Consider the following 20950-nt stretch of genomic DNA (forward strand, 5'->3'; position numbering starts at 1 on the left):
CGGTCAGGCCAGCAGGGTCTGCGCGGTGGCGTCCGCGTGGCTGAAGTAGGTGCGCCCCAGCCGCTCCGACAGGTCCAACACGGACGACTCGCAGGTCTGCAGCAGCTCGATCAGGCGCAAATGCGTGGTCGCCGCCGCGGGGCCGTACCCGCCCTTGGCCCCGCTGAGCGTCACCAGGTCCCAGCCGTCCGGGTCCGGCAACATCGCCAGCAGATCCTGCCCCGCCGCGCGTTCGCTCTGCGGCAGCTTGCGCACCCGCGCGCGCAGCGTCGAGAGCACCCAGGCCAGCGCGCGCGGGTTGTCGCGGTGGGTGACCAGCAGGTCGAGCAGCGCCACCAAATCGCGGCGCTGCTGGTACAAGGCGTGGAAGGTGATGGTGCTGTCGAACAGCCCGAGCAGGGCCTCGTAGCCGGCGTCGCTGTCGATCGCACCGGTTTGCAGGGCGGCGGCCAGCGCGTGCGCCAGCGCGGCGACGCGCTCGATCAGCCGTCCGATGCTCAGCAGCCGCCAGCCGTCGTCGCGCACCATGCGATCGACCTGCGCGCCGGTGATGGCGGACAGGCGTTCGCTCGTGTCCTCCAGAACGGCGAAGACCTCGGCCTCGCCGCCATCGGCCCGTCGTGCCCACGCCCGGCAGCGGTCGTCGAAATCCGTGGCCAGCGCATCGATCAGTTTGCGCTGCTCTTGCGAGAGGCGCTCGCGCACCTGATCGGCGGCGCGGCGCAGCGCCCGCAGGTTGAAGCCGACGCTGGTGGCGCCGCTGTCGGCGCCCAACTGGGCCACCAGGGCGCGCGCAAACACCCGTGGGGCCTGGGTGGCATCCGGCACCTGGGGCAGCACCAGCCCGCTGTGCCGCACGCAGGCGGTCAGCCAGGCCAGTACGGCGGGGTCGCTCGCGTCCTCCCCGCGCAGGCCCTGCAGCGCGATGCGGGCCAGCCGGACGGTGTTTTCGGCGCGCTCGCTGTAGCGCCCCAGCCAGAACAGGTTCTCCGCGGCGCGGCTGGTCACGGGCCGCTTGTGCAGCGCCAGCGACAGGGTGCTGGGCGCCTGGCGCAGCAAGCTCGTGCGGTCGATGTCACCGTGGGTGCGGACCCAGCAATCGGCGCTGCTGCCCCCGCGCTGCATGGAGACGATCTGCTGCCCGCCGGGGGCCAGCCGGACCAGCCCGCCGGGCAGCACCCGCCACGAGCGCGGACCGTCGGCCAGGGCGAACACGCGCAGCATGGCCGAGCGCGGCACGATGCGGCCCTGGCGCCACGCCGGTTGTTGCGACAGCGGCAGATAGGCTTGCAGCGTGAAGTCCTCGGGCCGTTGGCGGATGCGCTCGGCCAGTGCCTCCCGCTCGCTCGGGGACAGGCTGGGGCCGAGCAGGGTCTCGATGTCGCGGTCGGGGCGGGTGGGCTTGGCCACGGCCCGATCCAGCCGGGGCAGCGCATCCGCCAGCGCGGCCGCCTCGCCGCACCACCAGGTGGGCAAGGACGGCAGGCTGAGCGGCGCGCCGAACCAGCGCTCGTGGATCGCCGGCAGAAAGCCGAGCAGCGCCGGCGACTCCAGCGGCGCCGACCCCGGGGCGTTGGCCAGCAGCAGGTGGCCGGCGCGCACGGCCTGCAGCAGACCCGGCACGCCCAGCGTGGAGTCCGCGCGCAGCTCCAGCGGGTCCAGCCACTCGTCGTCCAGCCGTTTGATGAGCACGTCGACCGGCTCCAGCCCCTGCAGGGTCTTGAGGTAGAGCCGGCGATCCCGCACGACCAGATCGCTGCCCTCGACGAGCGGCAGGCCCAGGTAGCGCGCCAGGAAGGCGTGTTCGAAGTAGGTCTCGTTGTAGGGGCCGGGCGTCAGCAGGGCGATGCGCGACTCGGCCCCGCGCGGGGACAGCGCCGTCAGCCCGCGCATGAGCGCCCGGTAGCTGGCGGCCAGCCGCTGCACCCGCAGGCCCTCGAAGGCCCCGGAAAACAAGCGCCCGATGGCGAGGCGGTTTTCCAGCAGATAACCGAGTCCGGACGGGGCCTGGGTGCGCTGCGAGACCACCCACCACTGCCCGTCGGGGCCGTGGGCGAGGTCGAAGGCGGCGATGTGCAGCCAGGTGTCCCCGGGCGGGCGCACGCCGTGCATGGCACGCAGGTAACCGGGGTGCCCCTGCACCAGCGCGGGGGGAATCAGCCCGTCGCGCAGCAGCGTGCGCGGGCCGTACAGGTCGGCCAGCAGGGCATCCAGCAGCCGCACGCGCTGCAGGATGCCGGCCTCCAGGTGCGCCCAGTCCTGCGGCCCGACGATGAAGGGGAACAAATCCAGCGACCACGGACGCTGGGGGTTGTCGGCATCCGCATAGACGTTGTAGGTGATGCCGTTGTCGCGAATCTGCCGCTCCAGGGCGCTGGCGAGCGCGGGCAACTCGTCCAGCCCGCCGGGGCCCAGCTCATCGAAGAACTGCGCCCAGGCCGGGGACAGGCCGCAGGCATCGAGCGCGCCACTGCGCCACTCGTCGAAGTGACCGGGCGGAAACGGCTCCCCCCAGGCGGCCGCCTGTTCGCTGGGCCGCGCAAGGGCGCCGGCGTGGCCGTGCAGCGGGCGGTTCGAGGAGGAGGGTAGGGTCACACGATTCACCACCGGGAGTATCGCCGAACCACGCGCCTAGGCGGTGCAAACGTCAGACGCGCCGCAGATCCAGCGTGAAGGGGAACTCGCGGCTCGGGGTGGCGGGGGTGACCGTGATCGGGCCGGGCGTGTGCCCGAAGCGGAAGAAGCGCGCCAGCCGCCGGCTCTCCGCCTCGTAGGCGTTGACGGGCAGCGTGTCGTAGTTGCGTCCGCCGGGATGGGCCACGTGGTATTGGCCGCCGCCCAGCGAGCGCCCGTTCCAGGTGTCGACCACGTCGAAGGTCAGCGGGGCGTGGACGCCGATGGTGGGGTGCAGCGACGACGGCGGATTCCACGCCTTGTAGCGCACGCCCGCGACATACTCGCCCGCAGTGCCCGTGGGCTGCAGCGGCAAGGCATGGCCGTTGACCGTCACCACGTAGCGGTGGTCGTTCCAGCCGCTGACGCGCACCTCCAGCCGCTCCAGCGACGAATCGACGTAGCGCACGGTCCCACCGATGGCGCCTTCTTCGCCCATCACATGCCAGGGCTCCAGCGCATGGCGCAGCGTCAGCTCGATGCCGCGCACCTGCAGATCGCCGATGAGGGGGAAGCGGAACTCGAAGTGCGGCTCGAACCAGGCCATCTCGAATGCAAAGCCGTGACGCGCCAGATCGGCCAGCACGTCCTCGAAGTCCATGCGCACGAAGGTGGGCAGCAGGAAGCGGTCGTGCAGCGCGGTGCCCCAGCGCGTCAGCTGCCCTTGCCACGGATCGTCCCAGAAACGCGCCACGAGCGCGCGCAGCAGCAGCTGCTGCACCACGCTCATGCGCGCATGCGGCGGCATCTCGAAGGCGCGCAACTCCAGCAGGCCCAGCCGGCCCGTGGGGCCGTCGGGCGAATACAGTTTGTCGATGCAAAACTCGCTGCGGTGGGTGTTGCCGGTGACGTCGATCAGGATGTTGCGCAGGGTGCGATCGACCAGCCAGGGCGGCATGGCGTCGCCGTGGATCGTGCGCGCGCGGGCCATCGCGTCGAGCGCGATCTCCAACTCGTAGAGCTGGTCGTCGCGCGCCTCGTCCACCCGCGGGGCCTGGCTGGTCGGGCCGATGAACAAGCCCGAAAACAGATACGACAGCGACGGGTGGTTGTGCCAGTAGGCGATCAGGCTGGCCAGCAGTTCGGGGCGGCGCAAGAAAGGCGAGTCCGCTGGTGTGGCCCCGCCCAGCACGAAGTGGTTGCCCCCGCCCGTGCCGCTGTGGCGACCGTCGGTCATGAACTTTTCGGCGCACAGATGGGTTTGGTGCGCCGCGTGGTACAGAAACTCGGTGTGCTCCACCAGTTCGTCCCAGTCGTGGGCGGGGTGGATGTTGACCTCGATGACGCCGGGGTCCGGTGTGACCTGCAGCCATTTCAGGCGCGGGTCGCGCGGCGGGGGATAGCCTTCGAGGACGATGCGCACATCGAGTTGTTCGGCCGTCGCTTCCACGGCCGCCAGCAGGGCCAGGTAGTCCTCCAGCCGCGACAGGGGCGGCATGAACACATACAGGTGGCGACTGTGCCCGCCCGCGGTGGCTTCGGCAGCGGGGCCGTTGGCGCGTTGGGGGTCGCGCGCCTCCACGCACAGCGCGGTGCGCACCACGCCGGCCGCCGATTCGCCCGGCTGGGGGTATCGGTGCGGCTCCGCTGCGCCACGGCTCGGGACGGGCGTGGCGAACTGTCGCCGCAGGGCCGTCTCACCGGGCAGCGGGCCGGTTGCGGCAAAGGGGTCGGCGGGGATCCACAGCGGCTGGTCGCTGGGGTCGGCCCAGGGCAGGGAATCGAGCGGCAGCCGGTAGCCCATCGGGGAGTCGCCGGGCACCAGGTACAGCCGCTCGTCGCGCACGAACCAGGGCCCCGTGCGCCAGCCGCGCTCGGTCGCCTCCAGGGGCAGCACGTAGCCCACCTCGGCCGCGAGCCCCTGCTGGAACACGCGCCGCAGGCGCGCCCGCTCCAAGGGATCGTCCAGCCGGGCGTCAAAGGGGTCCACATTGACCGGCAAGCGCCGCTCGCGCCACAGGTAGTACCAGGTGTCCTCGTAGGCCGGCTGGAGGGTTTGCGTCGTCAGCCCCAGCCGCCGCGCCAGCGCGACGGCAAACCGGCGGGCGTCCTCGGCGGTGTAGGCAGCGGGCATGCGTTCGTCGGCCAGCCGGTCGGGATTGCGCCAGCACGGCTCGCCGTCCGCGCGCCAGCCCAGCGACAGCGCCCAGCGCGGCAGTTGCTCGCCCGGATACCACTTGCCCTGTCCCAGGTGCAGAAAACCGCCGCGGCCATAGCGGTCCCGCAATCGGTGCAGCAGCTCGGTCGCATAAGTCCGCTTGGTGGGGCCCAGCGCATCGGTATTCCATTCCGCGGCGTCGCGGTCGCGCGTGGCGACGAAGGTGGGCTCCCCCCCCATCGTCAGCCGCACGTCGCCCGCGATCAGCGCCGCGTCCACCCGGTGGCCCAGTGCGTCGATGGCCTGCCACTGGGCCTCGGTGTAGGGCTTGGTGACGCGCGGGGATTCGTGGATGCGCACCACCGACATCTCGTGCTGAAAGTCCACCTCGCACTCGTCCAGCACGCCCTCGATCGGGGCGGCGCTGGACGGTTGTGGCGTGCAGGCGAGCGGGATGTGGCCTTCCCCGGCAAGCAGGCCGGACGTGGGGTCCAGCCCGATCCAGCCCGCGCCCGGTAGAAACACCTCGCACCAGGCGTGCAGGTCGGTGAAGTCGGCCTCGGGGCCGCTCGGGCCATCGACCGCTTTGACGTCCGGGGCCAGCTGGATCAGATAGCCCGAGACGAAGCGCGCCGCCAGCCCCAGATGGCGCAACAGCTGCACGAGCAGCCAGCCGCTGTCGCGGCAGGATCCGCTGGCTTTTTCCAGCGTCTCCTCCGGGGTCTGCACGCCCGGCTCCAGCCGGATGGTGTAGGCGATGTCCTGTTGCAGCCGGCGATTCAGGTCGACCAGAAAATCCACCGTGCGCCGCGGGCCGCGTTCGATGCCGTCCAGGTAGGCCTGCAACCGCGGCGTCAGCGGCGCGCGCGCCAGATACGGCGCGAGTTCCGCCGCCAGCTCTGGCGCGTAGGCAAAGGGGTAGTGCTCCGCCGACGGCTCCAGAAAAAAGTCGAACGGGTTGAACACCGCCATCTCGGCCACCAACTCGACGGTGACCTGAAATTCCCGCGTCGGTTGGGGAAACACCAGCCGCGCCTGGTAGTTGGCAAACGGGTCCTGCTGCCAGTTGATGAAGTGCGGCTCCGGCGCGACGCGCTGGGTGTAGGACAGGATGCGCGTGCGGCTGTGCGGTGCCGGGCGCAGACGCACCACCTGCGGGCCCAGGCGGACGAGCCGGTCGTATCGATAATGGGTGACGTGGCGGAGCGCGACGTGGATGGCCATGGTGCTCTGGCGAAGGGAAGAACAGGGAGGGGGACATGCCGATCGGGCATCGGGCGCATTCGAGGCCGCCCGCGATAGAACCAAGCAAAGATCGTGCCATGCTGGAGGGCGCGTGGGCCCAAGCGGGGGCGGCCGCCGTCCGCCGGGCCTGGGGGCCGGCCGGGCTGGGCTGGGTGCTGGGGACGGCGTTGCAGCTCACGCAGGCGTCGCTCTGGCCGGTTTCGGGTTACGGGGCGCTGGCGCTGCTGGCGTTGATGGCGGGCGTCGGGCTGATGCGGGCGATGCGATACTGGCCCCGCAGCCGGTGGGGTTGGTTGCCGGTCGCGGCCGCGCTGGCCTTCGCCGCCACGGGCGGGCGGGCCGTCGGGTTTGCCGCGCAGGCGTTGCCGCCGGCTGCGGACGGTGCCCTCGTGCAGGCCGTCTGGCGGGTGACGGCCATGCCCGGCCGTGGCGTCCAGAGCGTGGCATTCGAGGCCCAGCTGCTGCAGGCCCGCACGCGCGACGGCCACGACCTGCCGATTCGGGGCACGATCCGACTGAGTTGGCGGCCGTTTGGTGCCGTGCGCGGCGAAGCCGCCATGCCGCGGGTGCTGCCTGGCGAGACGTGGCAGGGCAGCCTGCGCTTGCGCGCGCCGCGCGGGCTGGCCAATCCGCATGGCTTCGATGCCGAAGCCTGGCTGTGGCGCGAGGGCATCGTCGCCACGGGCAGCGTGTTGGAGGGCGGGCGGCACGAGGCTCCGCGCCGCCTTGCCGACGATCCCTGGCGCCACCCGGTGGAGCGGGCCCGCACGATGGTGCGCGATGCGATCGTGGAGCGGCTCCAGCCCGGACACGAGCCGGCGGCGGTCGGGTTGGTCGCGGCCTTGGTCACGGGCGACCAGGGGGCGATCCCTGCCGCGGAGTGGGCCGCGATCCGCGCCACGGGCGTGGCCCATTTGGTCTCCATCTCGGGCCTGCACGTGACGATGTTCGCGGTGATCGCCACCGTGGCGGCGGGGCTCGTCTGGCGGGGCGTGGGGCGGCGCTGGCCCTCCGTGCTGTTGCGCTGGCCGGTGCCCGTGGCCGCGGGGGTGGGGGGCGTGGCACTGGCCACGGCCTATGCCCTGTTCGCGGGCTGGGGCGTGCCCGCCCAGCGCACGGTGAGCATGCTCGCGCTGGTCGTGGCCCTGCGCTTGAGCGGGCGACGCTGGCCGTGGGGCGCGACCTGGTTGGCCGCCATGGTGGTGGCGGTGGTGCTCGATCCCTGGGCCTTGTTGCAGCCGGGCTTTTGGCTGAGCTTCGTTGCCGTGGCGGTGCTGTTTGGCCAGGGCGGGGCGGCGTGGCAACCCACCGGTCTGGGGCAGCGCCTGCGCCATGCGGTCATGGGGCTGTTGCGGGTGCAGGCCGTCATCACCGTGGCGCTGGCGCCGCTGACGTTGTTGTTGTTTGGCCAGGTGTCCGTCATCGGCCTGCTGGCCAATCTGATCGCCATTCCCTGGGTGACATGGGCCTTGACGCCGGTGGCGCTGGCGGGTGTCGCGGTGGCGCCCTTGTGGGACGCCGCCGCGTGGCTGGCCCAGGCGCTGCTGGCCGTCCTGCGCTGGCTGGCGGCGTGGCCCATGGCCGTGTGGGAGCGGCCGGCACCGCCCTTGCCGTTGGCCGTGGCCGCCTGCGCCGGGGCAGTGCTGCTGGTGTGGCGCGCCCCGTGGCGCTGGCGGGTGTGGGGGCTGTGGCTGCTGTGGCCCGTGTTGGCTTTCCGGCCCGCCACGCCGCCGCCGGGGGCGTTCGAGGTGCTGCTGCCCGACGTGGGGCAGGGCAGTGCCGCCATCGTGCGCACCGCCCGCCACACCTTGGTGTTTGACAGCGGCCCGCCGATGGCGCGCAGCGATGCGGCCGAGCGCGTGCTGCTGCCGTGGCTGCGCGCCCTGGGCAGCGTGCCCGACGCGGTCGTCATCAGCCATGACGACAGCGACCACGCGGGTGGACTGGCGACGCTGGCCCAGGCCTTCCCCACCGCGACCTGGTGGGCGTCCTTCGACCCCGGGGCGCGGCATGCAGGCCGGGTGCACACGTGCGCCGCCGGCGTGTCGTGGGCGTGGGACGGTGTGTCTTTCGAATTTCTGCACCCGCCAGCGCCCGACTGGGTCCCGCCGCGACAGGGGGGCGACAACGCCCGCTCCTGCGTGCTGCGCATCGGTCAGGGCGAGCGCGCGGCCCTGCTGGTCGGGGATATCCGCCAGGAGGAGGAAGCGGCTCTGGTCGCGGCCGATCCGACACTGCGCACCGGTCTGTTGGTCGCGGCGCACCACGGCAGCCGCACCTCCACGGGGGCCGTCTGGCTGGATGCGCTTCGCCCCCGCGCGGTGGTCATTCAGGCGGGTTGGCGCAACCGCTATGGCCATCCGCACCCGGCGGTCCTGCAGCGGCTGCAGGCGCGCGGCATTCCCTGGGCGGATACCCCGACCTGCGGGGCGGTCACCTGGCGCAGCGCAGAGCCAACCACCCTGGCTTGCGAACGGGCCCGAGCACCGCGCTATTGGCACGCCGTGCCACACGCGGGCGCCGCCGGCACCGAAAATCCCCGCGCCGATGCGGCGTCGGACGCCGGCGCGGATTGACCGCCGGCCGGGGCGGTCTCCCGCTCCTCCGCGACCACATGGATGCCGCGCTCGGCCTGCTTGGCCAGGTGTTTGGCGGCCGCCGCCGCGCTGGCCACCTGCTCGGCATTGCGGTAGCGGCCGGGGGAGACGCGCACCACGCCGATGCTCACGGTCGTCAAGCCGTGAAAGCGCATCACCCCGTGCCGGTCCTCGGCCAGAATGCCACCGGCCTGCCGGGCCGCTGGGTCGTACAGATCGCGGGCCAGGCGGTTGAAGCGCTCCACGGCCGCCAGCAGGCGGGCGTGCCAGTCGGCGCTTTGCATCAGCAGCACGAAGTCGTCACCGCCGACGTGCCCGATGAAGTCCCGCCGCGGATCGCAAGCGCCTGTCAAGCAGCGGGCTTGCAGGCGGATCATCTCGTCGCCGCGCCAGTAGCCGTAGTGGTCGTTGAAGGCCTTGAAGTGGTTCAGATCCGCATAGCAGGCGGTGAAGGCCTCGCCGTGGTCCAGCAGCCGCTCGATGTGCAGGGTCAGCGGCACATTGCCGGGCAGGAAGGTCAGCGGGTTGGCGTGGCGGGCGGCCTCGATGCGCGCCTCGGTCACGCGGCGCACGAGCTGCTCGCCCGTGCCCAGACCCAGGTAGCGGCCGCCTTCGGTGATGATGAAGCCGTCGCGCAGATAGCGCTGATCGGGCGAGGTCAGCACCTGCGTGAGCTGCTCGATGGGGGTGTGCACATCCACGCACAGCGGGTCGGCGCTGGCGTGCAGCAGGCACGGACGCCGGCCATACAAATCCCGGAAGTAGCGCCGCATCGACAGCTCCTGCAGCGTGCGCCGGGCGATCAGGCCGACGGGGTAGCCGCCGGCCACCAGCGCCGCAGCCTCCAGCTCGGGGTGGTGGTGAAACAGCTCCAGCGCGTCCTCGTGCGTGGCGTCGGCGGGCAGGGCCGGCGCATCGACCAGCAGGGTGTGGGCCGTCAGCCCGCGGTGGATGACGGGGCGGTCTTCCGGCAGCACGGCGATCTCGCGGCTGTCCAGCACCGCCAGCGCCGCCGCGGGCACGTCGGGCGTGGGCTCGGTGCGCGGATGCCCCAGCAGATAGCCCTGCACGAACGGGATTCCCAGATCGCGCAGCACCATCAGTTCATCCGCCTCTTCCACGCCTTCGGCGATCAGGCGCGAGCCAAAGGTGTCCGCCAGTTGCTGCAGTGCGCGCAGGGTCTTGAGCTTGTGGCCCTCCTGGTGCACCCGGCGCACGAAGTATTTGTCGATCTTGACGTATTCCGGGCGCAGCTCCGACCACAGCCGCAGACTGGAGCGCCCGTCGCCAAAATCGTCCAGCGCCAGCGCGGCGCCCGCGGCACGCCAGACCGACAGCGCCTCCTGCACCGCGGCCAGGTCGTGCACCCGCTCATGCTCGGTCAGCTCCAGCACCACACCGGCCAGGTCCAGCCCCGCCGTCTGCAGCGGATCCGCCGCGCCCGGCCCCCCACCCACGCGCAGCGCACCGTGCACCAGCGCCTGCGCGCTCAGGTTGACGAACAGTTGTCCGGGCCCGGGCCCGAGCGTGTCGTGGCGGCGCGCCAAGGCCGCGACCAGGCAGGCGTGTTCCAGCTCCAGCGTGCAGCCTTCGCGCCGGGCGGCCGCAAACAACGTATCCGGGGTGCGCCAGGCACAGCCGGCGGGTGTGCGCACCAGGGCCTCGTGTCCGACGACGCGGCGCGCCGCGGCGTCCACGATGGGTTGCAGGTGCATGTGCAGCGTGCCCGCGCGCAGTAGGGTGCGCACGCTGTGCGGGTCGGGTGGCGCCGAGGCGCCGGGCAGGGTCAGGATGGGCGTATCCATGGCGTTCATGGCAGAGCGCCACAGCGTACCGGCCGTCTGTGACCGCTTGGTGACACGTCACGGTGGGCCGGCGCGCCGTTGCGTGGACCCTCACCCGGTGCGCCGGCTGGCCCGCGCCTTGCTACCATGGACTGCAGACCGCGGGGCGAGCGCCGGCTTCGTTCCGCGCCGCAAACGCCCAGGGACCCGACCATGACCCCAGCCCCCCGCACCGGATACGACGAAATGACCGCCGCCGACGGCGGCGTGCGCCCCCACTACGCCGCCTATGCCCGCTGGCTGGCCCAGCAACCGCCGGAGCGCATGGCCGCGCGCCGGGAGGAGGCGGAGATGATCTTTCGCCGCGTCGGCATCACCTTTGCCGTCTACGGCGACAAGGACGAGGACGGCGCGGGCACGGAGCGCTTGATCCCCTTCGATCTGATCCCCCGCGTGATCCCCGCGCACGAATGGCAGTTGTTGCAGCGCGGGCTGGTGCAGCGGGTGACGGCGCTCAACCGCTTCATCCACGACATCTACCACGGGCAGGAGATTCTGCGCGCCGGCGTCGTGCCGCGCGAGCAGGTGGAGCGCAATGCCCAGTTTCGCCCCGAAATGGTGGGCGTTGACGTGCCGATGGGCGTCTATGCCCACATTGCGGGCATCGATATCGTGCGTGCACCCATACCGGGCGGCGCGGGCGAAGCCCAGTACTATGTGCTGGAGGACAACCTGCGTGTGCCCTCCGGGGTGAGCTACATGCTCGAGGACCGCAACATGATGATGCGGCTGTTCCCCGAGCTGTTCCGCGACCACCGCGTCGCCCCGGTGGCGCACTACCCGGACCTGCTGCTGGAGACGCTGCGCGCCGTGGCCCCCAGCCACACGGCCGAGCCGACCGTCGTCGTCATGACGCCGGGCATCTACAACAGCGCGTATTTCGAGCACGCCTTCCTGGCCCAGCAGATGGGGGTGGAGCTGGTGGAGGGCCAGGACCTGTTCGTGCGCGACGGCTTCGTCTACATGCGCACCACGCGCGGTCCGCAGCGGGTGGATGTGATCTATCGCCGCATCGACGACGATTTTCTGGATCCGCTGGCGTTTCGGCCCGACTCCACCCTGGGTTGCGCCGGGCTGCTGGACGCCTACCGCCGCGGCAACGTGACCCTGTGCAATGCGATCGGCACCGGTGTGGCCGACGACAAATCCCTCTACCCCTACGTGCCCAAGATGATCGAGTTCTACCTGGGGGAGTCGCCCATCCTCGCCAACGTGCCCACCTACCTGGGGCGCGATCCGCAGGCCCTGGCCTACATCCTGGACCACCTGCCCGAGCTGGTCGTCAAGGAGGTGCACGGCGCCGGTGGCTACGGCATGCTGGTCGGCCCCGCGGCCACGGCGGCGGAGATCGAGCACTTCCGCGCGGCGCTGCGCGCCCGCCCCGACCACTACATCGCCCAGCCGACCCTCTCGCTGTCCACCTGCCCCACCTATGTCGAGCAGGGGATCGCGCCGCGGCACATCGACCTGCGCCCCTTCGTGCTGTCCGGCAAGACCGTGCAGATGGTGCCCGGGGGCCTGACGCGCGTCGCGCTGCGCGAGGGGTCGCTGGTCGTCAACTCGTCGCAGGGCGGCGGTACCAAGGACACCTGGGTGCTGGAAGCCTGACCCCAACCCTTGCCCGATTTTTCTGGAGGCCGACATGCTGTCCCGCACCGCCGATCACCTGTTCTGGATGGCGCGCTACACCGAACGCGCCGAAAACACCGCCCGCATGCTGGACGTGCACTATCAAACCTCGCTGCTGCCGCAGTCCGACGCGGTGGCGCGGCAAGGCTGGGAGGGGCTGTTGCGCATCAGCGAGCTGATGCCCGCCTACCAATACCAGTATGGCGAGATCAGCGCGCGCGACGTGCTGCACTTCATGGTGCGCGACGAGCACAACCCGTCGAGCATCTTCTCGTGCCTGCGCGCGGCGCGGGAAAACGCCCGTGCCGTGCGCGGCGTGCTCACCACCGAGATGTGGGAGACCCAAAACCAGACCTGGCTGGAACTGCAGCGCCTGTTGCGCGCCGGCGACTTCGAGCGCGATCCGGGGCATTTTTTCGAGTGGGTCAAGTTCCGTTCGCACGTCTCGCGCGGGGTGGCCTACGGCACCATGCTGCAGGACGAGGCCTTTCACTTCCTGCGCATGGGCACGTTTTTGGAGCGGGCCGACAACACCGCGCGCATGTTGGACGTCAAGTTCCATGCCGCGGCGCCCGAGGTGGCCACACCCGCCGGCCCCCTGTCGGCCGCCGATCCGACGCTGGACTTCTACCACTGGAGCAGCATACTGCGCAGCGTCAGCGCCTTCGAGATCTACCGCAAGGTCTACCGCAGCGTGATCACGCCCGAGCGGGTGGCCGAGTTGCTCATCCTGCGCGGGGACATGCCGCGCAGCCTGACGGCCTGTCTGGACGAGGTGGTGCGCAACCTGGAGGCTGTGCGCAACGACCACTCGGCCGAGACCGAGCGCCACGCCGGCCGGCTGCGCGCCGAGTTGCGCTTCGCCCGCATCGACGAGATTCTGGCCAATGGCCTGCACGCCTTCCTGACGCAGTTTCTGGAGCGGGTCAACGCGCTGGGCACGCGCATCAGTCAGACCTTTTTGCTGCCCGTGTCGGCCTGACGCCCCCGCTCGCCGGGCCGTCGCCGGTCACCCGGCACGGGCGCAGCCGCACCGCGCCAGCGTCGGACGCGCTGGCGCCGGACGGGACTGGGCCGGCCCACTCGCGCAGCGGCCGGCACCGGCCGTCCAGGCACAGCGTGTAGTCGGCCGTGTAGGCCGAGTGCATCAGCCGCAGGGCGGGCAGGGCGACGGGGGGCGGCGACCATTCATAGCCGCCATCGCGCCACACGGCGTCCGGCGCCGGCTCCATCCCCGCGCCCGAACCCCGCACCCGGGCCCACAGCGGGCACAGGGCACCGTCCCGCGCGGGGGCACAACGCTGTCCGGTGTCGGTGGGGGCGAGCAGGGCGTAGGACTCCTCCCACCGCACGCGCTCGATGGAATGCGTCCACGCCAGCGTCAGGGTGCGCGCGGGCAGCACGACTTCGGCCCCCAGCGGCGGCCCCCCGTCCGTCGGTGGCAGGTCCGCGGCCGAGGCCGCCCACAGCAGACACAGCGCCCAGGCAGTGGGCCCGGCCATGGCCGCCGCTCAACCCGCCCGCACCGGCGGGCGGCGGCGCCGGCGCAGGCCGTGCCACAGTAGCAACGCCACGGTGCCCGCCAGACCGGCTTCGTCCGTGACCGGCAGTGCCATCACCAGCAGGCTGGCCGCGACGATAGCCCAGACCCGCTCCCACCACGCCAGCGGGCCCCACAAAAAGCCGATCGCCCCCGCGCCCCACAGGCCGATGGCCACCAGCGCCTTGAACACCACCCACACGACGGCCAGCCAGGTCGGGTCGCCCTGCAGCATCAGCGCCGGGCTGTACACCGCGATATACGGCACCACGAACCCGGCCACGGCGATCCGCACGGCATTGAGGCTGATCTTCAAGCCCGACTCGCGGGCGATCGGGGCTGCGGCAAACGCAGCCAGCGCCACCGGGGGTGTCAGATCGGCCATGATGCCGAAATAGAACACGAACATGTGCGACACGATCAGCGGCACGCCCAGCTCCAGCAGCACCGGCGCCGCCAGCGAGCTGGTGATGATGTAGTTGGGGATCGTGGGGATGCCCATGCCCAGCACCAGGCAAGTCAGCATGGTCAAAAACAGGGCCAGCAGCAGGTTGTCCCGGCCGATAGCGATGACGTGCCCGCCGATTTCGGCCGCCACGCCCGTCAGGTTGATGACGCCGATGATGACCCCCACCAGCGCGCAGGCCGATGCCACCGGCAGCGCATGGCGCGCGCCGTCCACCAGCGCTTGCAGCGCCGTCCAGCGGGCATCCGCCCCGACGCGCAGCACATAGGTCAGCCCCACCAGCGCCGCCGTCACCACGAAAAAGGTCCCCACCCCAAACCGGAAGAACCCGCTGCACGCCAGCGCCAGCAGCACCCAGAACAGCACCCGCAGCGGCAGTCCGCGCACGCCCTGCATCACCGCGGCCCCAAAGATCAGCACCACCGTCAGGGCCAGCCCCACCGTCCCGGAAAACATCGGCGTGTAGCCGGAGAACAGCAGCGCGACCAGACAGGCCAGCGGCAGCAGCAGGTGCCAGCGTTCGCGCACCGCGGCCCACGGATCGGGGCACTGCTCCCGGGGCAGGCCCATCAGGCCCTTGCGCCCGGCCTCCAGGTGCACCATCCAAAACGCCGTCACGAAGTACAGGATCGCCGGGATCAGCGCCGCCTTGACGATGGCCAGATAGGGCACGTTGATCGTCTCGGCCATGATGAAGGCCACCGCCCCCATCACCGGCGGCATGATCTGTCCGCCCATGCTGGAGGTGGCCTCGACGCCGCCGGCAAACGCCGGGCTGTAGCCAAAGCGCTTCATCAGCGGGATGGTGAACTGCCCCGTCGTCACCACGTTGGCGACGCCGGAGCCGTTGATCGTGCCCATCAGGCCCGACGAGATCACCGCCACCTTGGCCGGCCCGCCGCGCGAGTGGCCCACCGTCCCCATGGCAAAGTCGGTGAACAGCCGCACCATGCCCGCCTGCTCCAGAAACGCGCCGAACAGAATGAACAGAAAGATGTAGGTCGACGACACATAGGTCGGTGTGCCGTAGATCCCCTCGGTGCCAAAGCCCAGCGTGGCGATGAGGATCTCCCAGTCGTAGCCGCGGTGGGCCAGCGCGCCCGGCAGGTGTTGCCCGAACGCGCCATAGGCCAGAAAGACCGCGCAGATGATGGGCAAACCCCAGCCCATCACGCGCCGGGCCGCTTCGAAGACCAGGGCGATCGCGACGATGCCGACCCACCAGTCCCAACCCGCCAGTTCGCCGGCGCGCTGGGTGAGGTCGGCCTCGAACACCCATTGGTAGAGCCCCGTGCCTAGGCCGGCAAGGCCCAGGCCCCAGCCCAGGGCCCGTCCGGCCCGACCGAGCCAGCCCGGGTGCTGCCGGAACGGCGGATACAGCAGGAACACCAGCCACAGCACGAAGCCGACGTGCATGGCCCGGATGACCTGGCTGGACAGGGAATGGAAGGCCGCCATCCAGAGCTGGAAAGCGGCGAAGGCGAGGGCCACCCAAAAAATCGGGCCGCGCAGGTCGGCCCGATGGGAGGGGGTGGCCGCCGGCGGGGTGTCCGTGGCGGCGTTCATGCGGCGATCACTTCAGCAGACCGACCTCGCGGTAGTAACGCTCGGCGCCCGGGTGCAGCGGCACCGGCATGCCCTTGAGCGCGTTCTCGCGCTTGATGGCGCGCGCGGCGTTGTGGGCGGCGTACAGGGTGTCCAGGTTGTCGTACATCGCCTTGGTCATGCGGTAGACCACATCCTCGGGCACGCCGGCGTGGGTGACCAGAAAGTTGGGGATGGCCGCCGTCGGCACATCCGCGGTCTGGCCGATGTAGGTGTTGGCCGGAATGACCGCGGGCTGGTAGGCCGGGTCGCCCACCTTGGCCACCACATCGGCCGGCACGGGGACGACCACGATCTTGATCGCCGTGGCCAGGTCGCGGATGGAGGCCACCCCCATGCCCGCGGACTGCAGCGTGGCGTCGAGCTGGCGGTTTTTCATCAGCTCCACCGATTCGCCGAAAGGCAGGTACTCCACCTTGGCCAGGTCGCTGTAGGACAGGCCCGCGGCCTTGAGGATCTCGCGCGCGTTGAGCTCGGTGCCGGAGCGCGCCGCCCCGACCGAGACGCGCTTGCCCTTCAAATCGGCCAGGGTGCGGATACCCGAGTCGGCGTTGGCCACGATCTGGATGTAGTTGTTGTACAGGCCCGAGACGCCGCGCAGCTTGTCGAGTTTTTGCTTGAAGCCGGCTTCCTCATTGCCCTTCCAGGCGTCGGACAGTGCATCGGCCAGCGTGAAGGCGACTTCGCCGCGCCCCGATTGCAGCAGGTTGAGGTTTTCGGCCGAGGCGCGCGTCACCTGGGCCGTGCTGCGGGCGTTGGGGATCTCCTTGGCGTAGATCTGCGACAGCGCGACGCCGACGGGGTAATAAACGCCGCTTTGCCCGCCCGTGAGGACGTTGACGAACTGCGTGGACTGGGCGGCGGCGGTGCCGGCGACCAAGGCCGCACCGATGCCCAGGGCGGCGGCCAGTTGGCGGATCATGCGCATGGGGTCTCCTCTGCTGGTAGCGCGCGACCGCCCGCGCGCCCGTCAGGGGAAACCCCGGAAGCCGTGCAGACCAGACCCATGCGTGACACCCGTGCGCATCAGCGCGCCTGCCGCGCGCGCTCGACGGCCAGGCCCAGGTCCAGCACCGCCATCGCGTAGTAGCTGCTCTGGTTGTAGCGGGTGAGGGCGAAGAAGTTTTCGGTGCCCAGCACATAGGTGGGCGGCGCGCCGCCATTGGCCGGATCGCCATTTTGCAGCTCCACCAGGGCCAGCAGGCCCGGGTGTCCCTCCGCTTCCGCGGCCGGCTGGGCGCCGAGCGTGCGCACCTCGTCCAGCGTGAAGGTGGGCCGGATGTCCGGCGCCAGCAAGGCTGTCAGCGCCTCGCCGGGGGGCGGCGGGGTCACACCATAGCGCGCGGGCAGATCGCGCTGCCAGCCGTGTGCCCGCAGAAATTGGGCGACCGAGCCGATGGCATCCGCCGCGCTCGCGGTCAGGTCGATGCGGCCGTCGCCATCGAAGTCCACCGCATGGGCCAGCCAGCTGCTGGGCATGAACTGCGGCAAGCCCAGTGCCCCGGCGTAACTGCTGCGCCACGCGTCGGGCGCAGAGCCGGACAGCCGGGCCAGCCGCAAAAAGGCGCGCAGCTCCCCCTGAAAGTACGCCTGCCGGGCGGCGGCGCGCGGGTGCTGGGCGGGGAAGTCCAGCGCCAGCGTGGTCAGCACGTCCAGCGTCCGGTAGCGGCCCAGGTGTTGGCCGTACAGGGTTTCCACCCCGATGATCCCGACGATCAGCCAGGCCGGCACGCCGTATTCGGCCTGTGCGCGCGCCAGCGCCGCGCGGTGCTCGTCCCAAAAGCGAGCGCCGGCCGCGATGCGCCGCGGCTCGACGAACCGGGCGCGGTAGGCCGCCCAGTCCTTGAACGCCGCGGGCGGCGGCGGCAGGACCTGCTGCGCGGCGCGCGCGTCGTGCCGGGCCTGGGCAATCCAGCGGCGCGCCCAGCCGTCGTCCCAGGCCTCGGCGGCATCGATGGCGTCGGCCAGGGCGCGGGCATCCGCGCGCTCGGCATACGCGGCGGCCGCGGCGGCATGCGCAGGCCCCGCCTTGCTGCGCGCGAGGGCCGGTGCCGGCGGCAAGCCCAGGCCGGCGCCCACGGCCAGCCCCCACGCGGCACCCAGCAGAAGGCGCCGCCGTCCGCCGTCTGGCACAGGGGGTGGGGGCAGATCGCGCAGGCGGCGGGCAAGGGGGGTGAGCGTCGGCATCGTCGAATCGGTGGAGCGGGACCAGGCAGGATCGTAGCGCGACGCTTCGAGCGCCGCGAGCCACTCGGCCCAGGCCGGGTACACGCCGTCGGGGTCGTCCCCCACCCGCTGCGCGATGGCCATGCGCAGCCGCGCGGGGGTGAGGGGGTTCGGACAGGGCACGCCGGCGCGTTCCCAACGCCGGGCCGCCTGGGCCAGCAGCCGGTGCCAACGGTCCACCCGCGGCCGGCTCCAGAGCAGGGCGGCCACGCCGACCGCCGCCACGGCGGCGAGCACGATGCCCAGCAGCCGCGCCGCATCCTGCCAGCCCGTCGCCGACAGCCCCAGCCGCCGCAGCAGATCGAGCTGACGGGTGGGGCCGTAGTCCAGTATCCAGTCGTTCCAGCGCTGGTTGGCCGCGTCCCAGACCGCGCGCACGCGCTCCAGCAGGGCCGGATCGACCCGCACCATGGCGGTGGCGATGAGCCCCGGGGGCGGGCGCAGCCGCTCGCCGGCCGCGGTGCGGTCGGGGCTGACATAGGCGGTGGGGTCGATGCGCACCCAGCCGGCGTCCGGCAGCCAGACTTCGGCCCAGGCGTGGGCGTCGCTCTGCCGCACCGTCCACCGCCCGTCGATGGAGTTGTACTCCCCACCCTGGTAGCCGGTTACCACCCGCGCCGGGATGTCCAGCGCGCGCAGGGCGATGACGAAGGCCGAGGCAATGTGTTCACAAAAACCCGCCCGCCGGTCGAACCAGAATTCGTCCGCGGTGTCGCGGCCATAGACGCCCGGCTCCAGCGTGTAGCGGTAGCCGCCCTCGCGCAGGTGGCGCAAGACGGCTTCGACCAGGACTGGGGCGGGGGGCTCGCCCAGCTCGCGCCGCAGCGACTGGGCCCATGCCAGCGTCCGGGGGTTGTAGCCCGGCGGCAGTTCCCGATCCACATGCAGCGCCTGGCGCGGGGCGTCGGCGCCGCTGCGGTGCGCGGGGTGGGCCACGGCCTCGTAGCGCAGCACGTCGGTGATCGGGCGCGGCAGCCACCACTGCCGGTCCGCCGTCGCCTGGGGCGACAGCCCCCCCACACCGGCGCCGGCCGCGGTGATCACCGGGGCCGTGGGGGTGGCTTCCAGTGTCAGCAGCCAGGGGCGCAGGCTGGGCTCCATCGTCACCTGGTAGCGCAGGCCGGGGCCGGTGGGCTGAAAGCGGCCCGCCGTGTCCTGCTGCAACAGCATGGGGGGCATGCCGCCGGCTGCATCCGGGCCGTGCAGCGGTCGCCAGCGCCGGCCATCGAACACGCGCAGCACCGGCCCGCGAAAATACAGCGCCTCGCGCGGGGGCGCCCCGTCGGGAAAGGCCACCCGCAGCGCAACCCGCTCATCCAGCGCCAACTGGGCCACATCGCCCACCTGCATCTGCCCCGACAGCCCGCTGCGGCCGATGGTGCTGTCGGTGGGGATGCCCCACAACGGGGGCAGGCGGGGAAACAGCGCGAACAGCAGCGCCATGATCGGCGCGCCCGCCAGCGCCATGCCGCCCGCTGCGCGGGCCGCCTGCCACAGTGGCGGGCGGCCGTTGGGCAGGTGGGCCAGCACCAGCGCGGTCAGCAGGCCCCACACCGCCAGACCGATGCCCAGCGCCGTCAGCAGCGATTGCGAGCGCAACAGCGGCGTCCACAGCGTGAAGAACCCCAGAAAAAAGATCACGTAGGCGTCGCGCCGGGCGCGCATCTCCAGCGTCTTGAGCGTCAGCAGCACGACGATGAGCGTGACGCCGGCCTCGGGCCCCAGCAGGGTGCGGTGGCTGCCCATCGTCAGGCCTGCGGCCGCCACGGTTAGCGCCAGCCGCCACGGCCAGCCCGGCAGCGGCCGGCCGCGCCACGCGATCCAGCCGCGCCACACCAGCACGGCGGCGGCCAAGGCGCTCGTCCAGACCGGGATATGGCCGGTCTGCATGCCGACGATCGCGCCAATCACCCCGAGCAAAAACAAGGTGTCGCGCGTCTCGCGCGGCAGGGTCGGCAGGCGCAGCCGCGCGCCGAACGGCGGTCGGACGTTCGGTCGCTGTGGGGATTGGGGGGTCAATGGCACGCCAGCGCCTCCAGGCAATGCCGGCGGTGGGCGGGGCCGCTGTCCGGCTCCACGACCAGGTGGGGCAGCCGCAGCCCGTAGCGCAGGCCCCGGGCGTCGGCCTGCAGCACCCAGGCGCACAGGCGCCCGCGCTGGGCCTCGGCATCGCGCAGTCCGCAGGTGCTGCTGTCCAGCCAAAGCGCAGCCGTGGCCTGCCGCTGGGCGGCCTCGCGCACCAGCCAGCCGCTGGGGTCGCCGTCGCTGCGGGCGGCTTTTTTCCACAGCACCCGTGCGGGGGCATCGCCGGTGCGGTAGGGGCGCACGGCGTCCGGCACGTCGTCGCTCACCGCGGCGGGTGCCGCGCTGGAAGCCACCAGAGGGGGAGGGGTGGGGCCGTCCGTTGCCGCTGCACCGGGCAAGGGCGGGGCGTCGATTTCTGGCGCCGGGTAGACGGTCACCGTGCCTGCCGGGCGCCACCAGCTCCAGACGCGAAAAGCGCCCAGCGGGTAGCGGGTCTCGATGGACAGTGGGGGCAGGGGCTGCCGCCCCCGTGTGGCAAACACCAGGGGCAGGGCCACGCTCACCGCCTCACCGGGGGGGAGGTCGACCGACGCCGTGTCCGCATCCGCCCGCGCCCAGCGCACGGTCAGCGCCCAGCGCGCGCGGCGCCCTGGGTTGTGCACATCGATCCGCACCCGGACCGGTTGGCCGGCGAATGCCTCGCCTTCGACGTCCACCCCCAGGCGCAGGCCGCGCAGGTTCTGATGCGCGACCCACACCCCGACCGCCGCCTGGCCCGCCAGCAGAAAGGTCAACAAATACCCCAGGTTGAGCTGGTAGTTGATGCTGCCCACCAGCAGCAGGAGCAGCGTCAGCCCCAGCATCCAGCCCGGCCGGGTCGGCAGCACGTACAGATTGCGGTGGGTCAGCGCGTGCTCGGCGGCCGCGGGCAGCCGCGCCAGCCACCAGGCACGCAGCCGCGCCAGCGGGCTTCGCACCAGGGCGCGGGGCTGGGCCATGGGC

At 71.8% G+C, this 20950-nt stretch carries 11 protein-coding genes; 3 read left to right on the forward strand and 8 right to left on the reverse strand.

From position 1 onward, the window contains the following. Nucleotides 1-3: 3 nt before the first annotated feature. Both Tfont_RS03670 and Tfont_RS03675 read right to left on the reverse strand, forming a co-directional pair. On the reverse strand, nt 4-2595 hold the full coding sequence (locus Tfont_RS03670; protein WP_260682243.1) for a circularly permuted type 2 ATP-grasp protein: 2592 nt from the start codon (nt 2593-2595) through the stop codon (nt 4-6). 52 nt (nt 2596-2647) lie between these two features. Continuing rightward, the gene (locus Tfont_RS03675; RefSeq protein WP_143968424.1) at nt 2648-5995 is read right to left on the reverse strand and encodes a transglutaminase family protein; all 3348 of its coding nucleotides are present in this window, start codon (nt 5993-5995) and stop codon (nt 2648-2650) included. A gap of 98 nt (nt 5996-6093) precedes the next feature. Between Tfont_RS03675 and Tfont_RS03680 the strand changes: the two genes are divergently transcribed. Continuing rightward, nucleotides 6094-8592, forward strand: a complete 2499-nt coding sequence (locus Tfont_RS03680) for a DNA internalization-related competence protein ComEC/Rec2 (RefSeq protein ID WP_143968425.1) — start codon at nt 6094-6096, stop codon at nt 8590-8592. On the opposite strand, the gene Tfont_RS03685 is transcribed toward Tfont_RS03680, so the two are convergent. After that, on the reverse strand, nt 8508-10418 hold the full coding sequence (locus Tfont_RS03685) for an EAL domain-containing protein (protein WP_185974463.1): 1911 nt from the start codon (nt 10416-10418) through the stop codon (nt 8508-8510). The two genes, Tfont_RS03680 and Tfont_RS03685, sit on opposite strands and share 85 nt — an antisense overlap. 192 nt (nt 10419-10610) lie before the next feature. Here Tfont_RS03685 and Tfont_RS03690 point away from each other — a divergent pair, with 192 nt between their 5' ends. Then, nucleotides 10611-12065, forward strand: a complete 1455-nt coding sequence (locus Tfont_RS03690) for a circularly permuted type 2 ATP-grasp protein (protein ID WP_143968427.1) — start codon at nt 10611-10613, stop codon at nt 12063-12065. A gap of 34 nt (nt 12066-12099) precedes the next feature. After that, nucleotides 12100-13068 (forward strand): alpha-E domain-containing protein, encoded by a 969-nt coding sequence (locus Tfont_RS03695; protein ID WP_143968428.1) that lies wholly within the window; start codon nt 12100-12102, stop codon nt 13066-13068. Here Tfont_RS03695 and Tfont_RS03700 read toward each other — a convergent pair. The 5 genes from Tfont_RS03700 to Tfont_RS03720 all read right to left on the reverse strand — a co-directional run bounded on the left by Tfont_RS03700 (nt 13034) and on the right by Tfont_RS03720 (nt 20946). After that, nucleotides 13034-13588, reverse strand: a complete 555-nt coding sequence (locus tag Tfont_RS03700) for a DUF1850 domain-containing protein (RefSeq protein WP_143968429.1) — start codon at nt 13586-13588, stop codon at nt 13034-13036. The genes Tfont_RS03695 and Tfont_RS03700 overlap by 35 nt on opposite strands. 9 nt (nt 13589-13597) lie before the next feature. Continuing rightward, nucleotides 13598-15658 carry a TRAP transporter permease gene (locus Tfont_RS03705; protein ID WP_143968430.1) on the reverse strand — a complete coding sequence of 687 codons (2061 nt, stop codon included), beginning with the start codon at nt 15656-15658 and terminating at the stop codon, nt 13598-13600. Nucleotides 15659-15665: 7 nt separating this feature from the next. After that, nucleotides 15666-16625: a TAXI family TRAP transporter solute-binding subunit gene (locus tag Tfont_RS03710; RefSeq protein ID WP_068610766.1), complete on the reverse strand. Its 960-nt coding sequence runs from the start codon at nt 16623-16625 to the stop codon at nt 15666-15668. Between the two features lie 98 nt (nt 16626-16723). Continuing rightward, nucleotides 16724-19948 carry a transglutaminaseTgpA domain-containing protein gene (locus Tfont_RS14665; protein ID WP_143968431.1) on the reverse strand — a complete coding sequence of 1075 codons (3225 nt, stop codon included), beginning with the start codon at nt 19946-19948 and terminating at the stop codon, nt 16724-16726. Continuing rightward, nucleotides 19939-20946, reverse strand: coding sequence for a DUF58 domain-containing protein (locus Tfont_RS03720; RefSeq protein WP_143968432.1), 1008 nt, complete (start codon nt 20944-20946; stop codon nt 19939-19941). Before Tfont_RS03720 ends, Tfont_RS14665 begins: the two co-directional genes overlap by 10 nt. Nucleotides 20947-20950 lie beyond the last annotated feature (4 nt).

The sequence above is a fragment of the Tepidimonas fonticaldi genome (genome assembly GCF_007556755.1).
Classification (GTDB): domain Bacteria; phylum Pseudomonadota; class Gammaproteobacteria; order Burkholderiales; family Burkholderiaceae_C; genus Tepidimonas; species Tepidimonas fonticaldi.

Excerpts from the sequence above, each read along its gene's own strand:
- Tfont_RS03675 (WP_143968424.1), bottom strand. The coding sequence starts at position 5,995 with ATGGCCATCCACGTCGCGCTCCGCCACGTCACCCATTATCGATACGAC.
- Tfont_RS03695 (WP_143968428.1), top strand. The coding sequence starts at position 12,100 with ATGCTGTCCCGCACCGCCGATCACCTGTTCTGGATGGCGCGCTACACC.
- Tfont_RS03705 (WP_143968430.1), bottom strand. The coding sequence starts at position 15,658 with ATGAACGCCGCCACGGACACCCCGCCGGCGGCCACCCCCTCCCATCGG.
- Tfont_RS03700 (WP_143968429.1), bottom strand. The coding sequence starts at position 13,588 with ATGGCCGGGCCCACTGCCTGGGCGCTGTGTCTGCTGTGGGCGGCCTCG.
- Tfont_RS03685 (WP_185974463.1), bottom strand. The coding sequence starts at position 10,418 with ATGGATACGCCCATCCTGACCCTGCCCGGCGCCTCGGCGCCACCCGAC.
- Tfont_RS03680 (WP_143968425.1), top strand. The coding sequence starts at position 6,094 with ATGCTGGAGGGCGCGTGGGCCCAAGCGGGGGCGGCCGCCGTCCGCCGG.
- Tfont_RS03720 (WP_143968432.1), bottom strand. The coding sequence starts at position 20,946 with ATGGCCCAGCCCCGCGCCCTGGTGCGAAGCCCGCTGGCGCGGCTGCGT.
- Tfont_RS03690 (WP_143968427.1), top strand. The coding sequence starts at position 10,611 with ATGACCCCAGCCCCCCGCACCGGATACGACGAAATGACCGCCGCCGAC.
- Tfont_RS03710 (WP_068610766.1), bottom strand. The coding sequence starts at position 16,625 with ATGCGCATGATCCGCCAACTGGCCGCCGCCCTGGGCATCGGTGCGGCC.